The sequence below is a fragment of the Vibrio sp. VP6 genome (assembly GCF_028823755.1).
Lineage (GTDB): Bacteria > Pseudomonadota > Gammaproteobacteria > Enterobacterales > Vibrionaceae > Vibrio > Vibrio parahaemolyticus.
In genome coordinates this window covers 26,165-33,438 of sequence record NZ_JAPEID010000048.1, presented here as the reverse complement: position 1 = coordinate 33,438, position 7,274 = coordinate 26,165, and the positions used below count along the sequence as shown (strand labels likewise).

General features: G+C 46.4%; 7 protein-coding genes. 6 read left to right on the top strand and 1 reads right to left on the bottom strand.

The genetic code is table 11. The features are described 5' to 3' along the window. The 6 genes from OU793_RS21480 to ispH all read left to right on the top strand — a co-directional run. Positions 1 to 393 (top strand): polysaccharide biosynthesis C-terminal domain-containing protein (locus OU793_RS21480; protein WP_274647831.1); only part of this gene is annotated, 393 nt, incomplete at its 5' end. Between the two features lie 70 nt (positions 394 to 463). After that, positions 464 to 1,399, top strand: coding sequence for a bifunctional riboflavin kinase/FAD synthetase (ribF, locus tag OU793_RS21475; protein ID WP_005477935.1), 936 nt, complete (start codon positions 464 to 466; stop codon positions 1,397 to 1,399). A gap of 64 nt (positions 1,400 to 1,463) precedes the next feature. Next, positions 1,464 to 4,292, top strand: coding sequence for an isoleucine--tRNA ligase (gene ileS, locus OU793_RS21470; RefSeq protein WP_005488293.1), 2,829 nt, complete (start codon positions 1,464 to 1,466; stop codon positions 4,290 to 4,292). 73 nt (positions 4,293 to 4,365) lie between these two features. Then, a complete protein-coding gene (gene lspA / locus OU793_RS21465; RefSeq protein WP_005460289.1) occupies positions 4,366 to 4,875 on the top strand; it encodes a signal peptidase II in 510 nt (169 codons plus the stop codon). 156 nt (positions 4,876 to 5,031) lie between these two features. Beyond that, a complete protein-coding gene (fkpB, locus tag OU793_RS21460) occupies positions 5,032 to 5,463 on the top strand; it encodes an FKBP-type peptidyl-prolyl cis-trans isomerase (RefSeq protein WP_005497184.1) in 432 nt (143 codons plus the stop codon). A gap of 24 nt (positions 5,464 to 5,487) precedes the next feature. Beyond that, positions 5,488 to 6,453, top strand: a complete 966-nt coding sequence (ispH, locus tag OU793_RS21455) for a 4-hydroxy-3-methylbut-2-enyl diphosphate reductase (RefSeq protein WP_005460282.1) — start codon at positions 5,488 to 5,490, stop codon at positions 6,451 to 6,453. A gap of 69 nt (positions 6,454 to 6,522) precedes the next feature. Here ispH and btsR read toward each other — a convergent pair whose 3' ends face one another. Next, complete coding sequence (gene btsR / locus OU793_RS21450) at positions 6,523 to 7,251, bottom strand: two-component system response regulator BtsR (protein ID WP_024702562.1); 729 nt, start codon at positions 7,249 to 7,251, stop codon at positions 6,523 to 6,525. Between the last annotated feature and the right edge of the window lie 23 nt (positions 7,252 to 7,274).

Below are 7,274 nucleotides of genomic sequence, written 5' to 3'. Positions count from 1 at the left end.
ACGCCAGTGAAATACGGCATCATCGCGATGGTGACTAACATGGTGTTCAACGCAATTTTTGCCTATTTCTACGGTTATGTCGGCTTGGCTATTGCTACGGCATTGTCAGCGTTCGTCAACATGGCGCTGTTGTACCGAGGTCTGCACATTGCAGGTGTCTATCAAATCACTAAGCGTACCGTCTTCTTTATTATACGTTTGGTTGTTGCTGGCGCTGCGATGGTCGCTGCGATCTTATGGCAATTGGAAGACATGTCGGTTTGGCTAGAGTGGAGTTTTGCTCACCGTAGCGGCATGTTAGGAATGTTAATTGGTCTAGGCGCCGCAGTTTACCTAGCGGTTCTATTTTTGACAGGCGTACGTTTAAAAGACCTAAAAGCTGGGACAGATTGAGGTTGATTAGTATATAATCCGTCAGTTTCACACAGTGCAAAGTAAAAACAGAGGCAGAACGCAGTATCCAATGGAACTGATTAGAGGTATTCATAATATCGCACCACACCATTATGGTTGTGTGTTGACGATCGGCAATTTCGATGGCGTACACAAAGGCCATCAACAAGTATTGCAGCAAGTGTCTGAGCAAGCGGAGAAACTTTCGTTACCGTCGGTTGTGATGACCTTTGAACCTCAGCCAATGGAGCTGTTTGCCAAAGACAAAGCGCCCGCAAGGTTGACGCGACTGCGCGACAAGTTCGTTCAATTAAGCAAGCTCGACATCGATCGTTTGCTTTGCGTCAATTTTAATCGCCATTTTGCCAGCCTGACAGCGGAAGAGTTTATCCGCGACTTGTTGGTCGAGCGTTTGGGTGTTAAGTTTCTTGTCGTTGGTGATGATTTCTGCTTTGGCAAAGGCCGTTTAGGTAACTTTGCTATGTTGCAGGAAGCAGGGGAAAAATACGGCTTTGAAGTCGTCAGTACCCAAAGCTTTTGTTTACAACAGTTACGAGTGAGTAGTACCGCGATTCGCGAAGCCTTAGCTCGTGACGATTTGCATGCCGCACAAGAGATGCTGGGAAGAGATTACAGCATCAGCGGTCGCGTTTCACACGGAAGAAAGTTAGGAAGAACCATTGGATTCCCGACGGCCAATATTCCACTGAAACGTTGTGTTTCTCCGGTTTCCGGAGTCTATGTTGTTCAAGCGCTAGGCTTGGGTGATAAGCCAGTCGGTGGCGTGGCTAATATTGGCCAACGACCTACAGTAAATGGCGTTCGCCAACAGTTAGAAGTACACTTATTTGACTTTCATGCCAATTTATATGGCAAGCAACTAGAAGTGGAACTTTTGCACAAACTTCGAGATGAGCAAAAGTTTGAGTCGTTTGAAGCACTTAAACAACAAATCGAATTGGATGCTGAAGCAGCAAGGGTGTGGCTGCGTCAGCTTAAGAGTTGAACGGTTTATTCCACCGTTCGACATAATGTCTAATTTTCGCCCAATATAACGGAATTAAGAATCGATGAGTGAGTATAAAGATACCCTGAACTTACCTGAAACAGGGTTTCCAATGCGCGGCAACCTGGCTAATCGTGAGCCAGAAATGCTTGAGCGTTGGTACAAAGAAGATCTTTACGGTGAAATCCGTAAAGCTAAAAAAGGCAAAAAGTCATTCGTATTGCACGATGGCCCTCCTTACGCAAATGGTGACATTCACATTGGTCACGCACTAAACAAGATTCTTAAAGACATTATTATTAAATCCAAAACACTTTCAGGTTTTGACGCACCTTACATCCCAGGCTGGGACTGCCACGGTCTGCCAATCGAATTGATGGTAGAAAAGAAAGTAGGCAAACCAGGCCAAAAAGTAACGGCAGCGGAATTCCGCGAAAAATGTCGCGAATACGCAGCAGGTCAGGTTGAAGGTCAGAAAGAGAGCTTCAAGCGTCTTGGCATCATGGGTGAGTGGGATAAGCCATACCGCACTATGGATTTCGCAACTGAAGCGAACATCATTCGTGCGCTTGGTAAAATCGCAAGTAATGGCCACCTATTAAAAGGTTTCAAACCTGTTCACTGGTGTACGGATTGTGGTTCTGCACTTGCAGAAGCAGAAGTGGAATACAAAGATAAAGTATCGCCATCTATCGACGTACGTTTTAAAACAGCGGACGAAGCTGCGCTGCTATCTAAATTTGAATTGACGGAAGGTCACGAAGGTAAGGGTGACGTTTCAATCGTTATCTGGACAACCACTCCTTGGACTCTGCCTGCAAACCGCGCAGTATGTCTACGTGATGATCTTGAATACGTGCTAATCCAAGTTGAGGGTGACAACCCTGAGCGTATTATCGTTGCTGCTGAATTGGCAAAAGATGTGATGGATCGCGCGGGCATCGAGCACTTCCATAACCTTGGTTTTGCGAAAGGTGCGGATCTAGAGCTTTCTCAGTTCCAACACCCATTCTACGATTTCACAGTTCCAGCGATCCTTGGTGATCACGTGACGACTGACTCAGGTACTGGTGTTGTTCATACGGCACCTGGCCATGGTCAGGAAGACTTTGCGGTTGGCCAAAAGTACAACCTAGAAGTGGCAAACCCAGTGGGCTCAAACGGTGTTTACCTACCAGACACTGAGCTTTTTGCTGGTCAGCACGTATTCAAAGCGAATGACGCTGTCGTAGAAACGCTAAAAGAAAAAGGCGCGCTACTACATCATCACGCTTACGAGCATAGCTACCCGCACTGTTGGCGTCATAAGACTCCAATCATCTTCCGCGCAACACCTCAATGGTTCGTATCAATGGACCAAGCTGGCCTACGTGCAAAAGCACTAGAGTCAATCAAAGGTGTTCAGTGGATGCCTGAGTGGGGTCAAAGCCGTATCGAAGGTATGATCGAAGGTCGTCCTGAGTGGTGTATCTCTCGTCAACGTACTTGGGGTGTGCCAATCGCTCTGTTTGTTCATAAAGAAACAGCAGAACTTCATCCAAACACGTTAGAGCTAATTGAAAAAGTAGCGAAGCTTGTTGAAGAAAAAGGCATCCAAGCATGGTGGGATGTTGACGCAGCTGAACTACTAGGCGACGAAGCAGAGCAGTACGAAAAAGTACTCGATACGCTAGACGTATGGTTCGATTCAGGTGTTACGCACTTCTCAGTTGTTGATGCTCGTGAAGAGTACAACGGTAACAGTGCAGACCTATACCTTGAAGGTTCTGACCAACACCGTGGTTGGTTCCAGTCTTCTCTAATTTCATCAATTGCGATGAAAGGTGTAGCGCCATACAAACAAGTTCTGACGCACGGTTTCGTGGTTGATGGTCACGGCCGTAAGATGTCTAAATCTATCGGTAACGTGGTTGCGCCAAAAGACGTAACAAACAAACTCGGTGCAGACATTTTGCGTCTATGGGTTGCTTCTACAGACTACACTGGTGAAGTTGCGGTTTCTGATGAAATCCTAAAACGTTCTGCAGATGCGTATCGTCGTATCCGTAACACAGCGCGTTTCTTCCTAGCGAACCTAAATGGCTTCAACCCAGCAACAGACATCGTTCCTGCTGAAGAAATGGTGGCGCTAGACCGTTGGGCAGTTGGTCGTGCACTTGCTGCGCAAGAAGAGATCATCAAAGCGTACGATGAATACAACATCCACGCCGTAACTCAGCGTCTAATGCAGTTCTGTTCTATCGAGATGGGCTCATTCTACCTAGACGTAATCAAAGACCGTCAGTACACAGCGAAGCAGGGCGGCCACGCTCAACGTAGCTGTCAGACTGCACTTTACTACATCGTAGAAGCACTAGTTCGTTGGATGGCGCCAATCATGTCATTCACCGCAGATGAGATCTGGAACGAGATGCCAGGCGAGCGCGAAAAATTCGTGTTCACAGGTGAGTGGTTCGATGGTCTATTTGGTCTAGCGGAAGGTGAAGAGCTGAACAACGAATTCTGGACTGAAATTCAGAAAGTTCGTGGGGCGGTGAACAAACTTCTTGAAGCGGCGCGTGCAGAGAAAACCATCGGTGGTGCACTACAAGCTGAGCTAACTCTATTTGCTGATGACGCACTAGCGGCGAAAATCAACAAGCTAGAAGACGAGTTACGCTTCGTGCTACTGACGTCTGCAGCAGCAGTTAAGCCTTTAAGCGAGAAATCTGACGCGGCACAAGCAACAGACATCGAAGGTCTGTTTGTTGAAGTGAAAGCGACAGAAGCTGAGAAGTGTGATCGTTGTTGGCACCACACGCCAGACGTAGGCACAATTGCGGGTCACGAGAAGATTTGTGGTCGCTGTGTATCTAACGTTGATGGCGAAGGTGAAGTACGTAAATTCGCGTAATTGCCTAGAACGACTGAACTTTTTTTAAAATTAACAGCCCCAGTATTTACTGGGGCTGTTTGTAGGTAAAGTAATGAGTGAAAAAGCACTGACGTTAAAGCAATCAGGTGTACGTTGGCTGTGGCTAGCGATTGTGATTTTTTTGGCCGATATAGGCATTAAATACGTTGTCATGAACAACATGGGATATGGCTGGGCAAACCGAATTGAAATTTTGCCTTTCTTCAATCTTCTCTATGTTCACAACTATGGCGCAGCTTTCAGCTTTTTGAGCGATCAAGCGGGTTGGCAACGTTGGTTGTTTACCGGTATCGCGTTTGTAGTCACAGGTCTTTTGACTTATTGGATGAGTAAGCTTCCTGCAAAAGAAAAGTGGAACAACATTGCTTACGCAATGATTATTGGTGGTGCCGTTGGCAACGTATTTGACCGCGTGATCCATGGTTTTGTGGTCGATTACTTAGACTTCTACTGGGGCAATTATCACTGGCCGGCATTTAACCTTGCTGATATGGCGATTTGTCTTGGTGCGGCGATGATTATCCTGGACGGCTTTCGCAAGAAAGACACAGCAAAAGCCTAAATTGTGGCCATGTATATTGGAAAAGTCGAATAACCCTAAGCGTCGTCCGTTGATTCGTACGACGCTTTTTATTATGTTGGAGCGCAAATCCGCACATCAGTGTATAAAAAGACAAAGCGGATAGACGTAATGACCCAAGAAAAAGGAAGCAGTAACGTGACAACAATAACGAATGATTCGATAGTAACCCTGCATTTTACGATCAAAATGAAAGATGGTTCGGTGGCAGACAGCACTCATAATATGGGCAAACCAGCGAAATTTGTGATGGGTGACGGCAGCCTGAGTGAGAACTTCGAGCAGTGCTTGGTGGGGCTCCAATCTGGTGAGAACAAAGCGATTGAACTCAAAGCGCAAGATGCTTTTGGTATGCCTAACCCAGACCATATTCATCATATGGATCGCACCAAATTTGTTGGTGAAGCGGAAGTTGAAGTCGGTACTATCATGGCTTTCAGTGGCCCTGATGGTATGGAAATTCCGGGCATCATTACTGAGATTGCTGGCGATTCGGTAACGGTAGACTTTAATCACCCTCTAGCGGGACAAGACGTGACTTTCGAAGTCGAAATTTTGTCAGTAGAATAGCCACCCCAATAAAAGATAATTTCCATGAGCAATGAAATGAAAATCCTATTAGCTAACCCACGCGGTTTTTGTGCTGGTGTTGACCGTGCGATTAGCATCGTAGAGCGTGCGCTAGAGCTGTATCAGCCACCGATTTATGTTCGCCATGAAGTGGTACATAACCGTTTTGTGGTTGAAGGGCTAAAACAACGTGGCGCTATCTTCGTTGAAGAGCTACATGAAGTGCCTGACAACAACATCGTGATTTTCTCTGCTCATGGTGTATCGCAAGCGGTTCGCCAAGAAGCAAAACAGCGTGATCTGACGGTATTTGATGCAACCTGCCCATTGGTAACGAAAGTTCATATGGAAGTTGCGCGTGCAAGCCGCCGCAATATGGAAGTGGTTCTGATTGGTCATGCTGGTCACCCAGAAGTCGAAGGTACCATGGGTCAGTACTCAAGCGAAACTGGCGGCATGTACTTAGTGGAAACTCCTGCGGACGTTGAGAAACTAAAAGCGATCGTGAAAGATCCATCGGATCTGCACTATGTAAGCCAAACCACATTGTCTGTCGATGAAACCGCTGATGTGATTGAAGAGCTACGCCGCGTATTTCCTGACATCCAAGGCCCACGTAAAGACGATATTTGTTACGCAACACAAAACCGCCAAGATGCCGTGCGAGAGCTGGCTGGTGATGTGGATGTAATGGTGGTTGTGGGTTCTAAGAACTCTTCAAACTCTACTCGTCTTAAAGAGTTGGCTGAGAAACTTGGCACGCCTGGTTACTTGACGGATTGTCCTGAAGATATCAAGCCAGAGTGGTTTGAAGGCAAGACAAAAGTAGGTGTGACAGCGGGTGCTTCTGCGCCAGAAGAGTTGGTGAATCAGATTCTTGAGCGTATCAAAGAACTAGTGGGTGCTCGCTCAGTCGATGAAGTCTTAGGTCGAGAAGAAAACATGTTCTTCGAAGTACCAAAAGAGCTGCAAATCAAGCAAGTGGACTGATATCCATTTATCGAATATTCAAAAGGCGACCTCAAGGTCGCGATCGCATGTTTCGCTCATATTCGGCACTTAATGGCTGATACCTAGCATCTCTTTGAGTACTTTGAGGTAACGACGGCTTACTGGAATCTCAAAGCCTGTTTTAGTGATGATTTCGGCTAGACCATTTTCCAGCAGCTTGATTTCACTGATGGCCTTAATGCTCACTAAATATTGGCGATGACAACGCACTAAGGGCGTTTTTTCTTCCAGTGTTTTTAACGTGAGCTGAGTGCTTGCTGTTTGGCTGGTGGAACGTACATGCACACCGCTAATATCGCTATAAGCACATTCCACCGTCTCGGTTGCCATGATCACAATCCGATTGTGTCCAATACAAGGAATTTGATCCAAAGTCTCGGGTGTAATCGCAGACAGTTGTTGAGTTAACGCTGATTGACTGATCACCTTGTTTAGGCGCTTAACGGTTTTGTTCAAGCGGCATGGGTCGACAGGTTTGAGAAGATAATCAAACGCGTTATCTTCAAAAGCTTGGATTGCGTATTGGTCATAAGCGGTAACAAAAACCACATACGGCATGGTTTCAGGATCGAGCATGCCAAGCAGCTCGATCCCGGTTACTTGAGGCATTTGGATATCTAAGAACACCACATCAGGTTTGAGCTCGTTGATTTTTTTGAGGCCCAAGATGGCATTGGACGCATCACCGACCACCTCCACTTGACCTGTTTCATCCAAGAGCTCTGCCAGCTCTTCTCGAGCAAACTGTTCATCATCAATGACGAGTGCGGTTAACATCCAACATTACCTTTATTGCTGCT

Excerpts from the sequence above, each read along its gene's own strand:
- lspA (WP_005460289.1), top strand. The coding sequence starts at position 4,366 with ATGAGTGAAAAAGCACTGACGTTAAAGCAATCAGGTGTACGTTGGCTG.
- ileS (WP_005488293.1), top strand. The coding sequence starts at position 1,464 with ATGAGTGAGTATAAAGATACCCTGAACTTACCTGAAACAGGGTTTCCA.
- ispH (WP_005460282.1), top strand. The coding sequence starts at position 5,488 with ATGAGCAATGAAATGAAAATCCTATTAGCTAACCCACGCGGTTTTTGT.
- btsR (WP_024702562.1), bottom strand. The coding sequence starts at position 7,251 with ATGTTAACCGCACTCGTCATTGATGATGAACAGTTTGCTCGAGAAGAG.
- ribF (WP_005477935.1), top strand. The coding sequence starts at position 464 with ATGGAACTGATTAGAGGTATTCATAATATCGCACCACACCATTATGGT.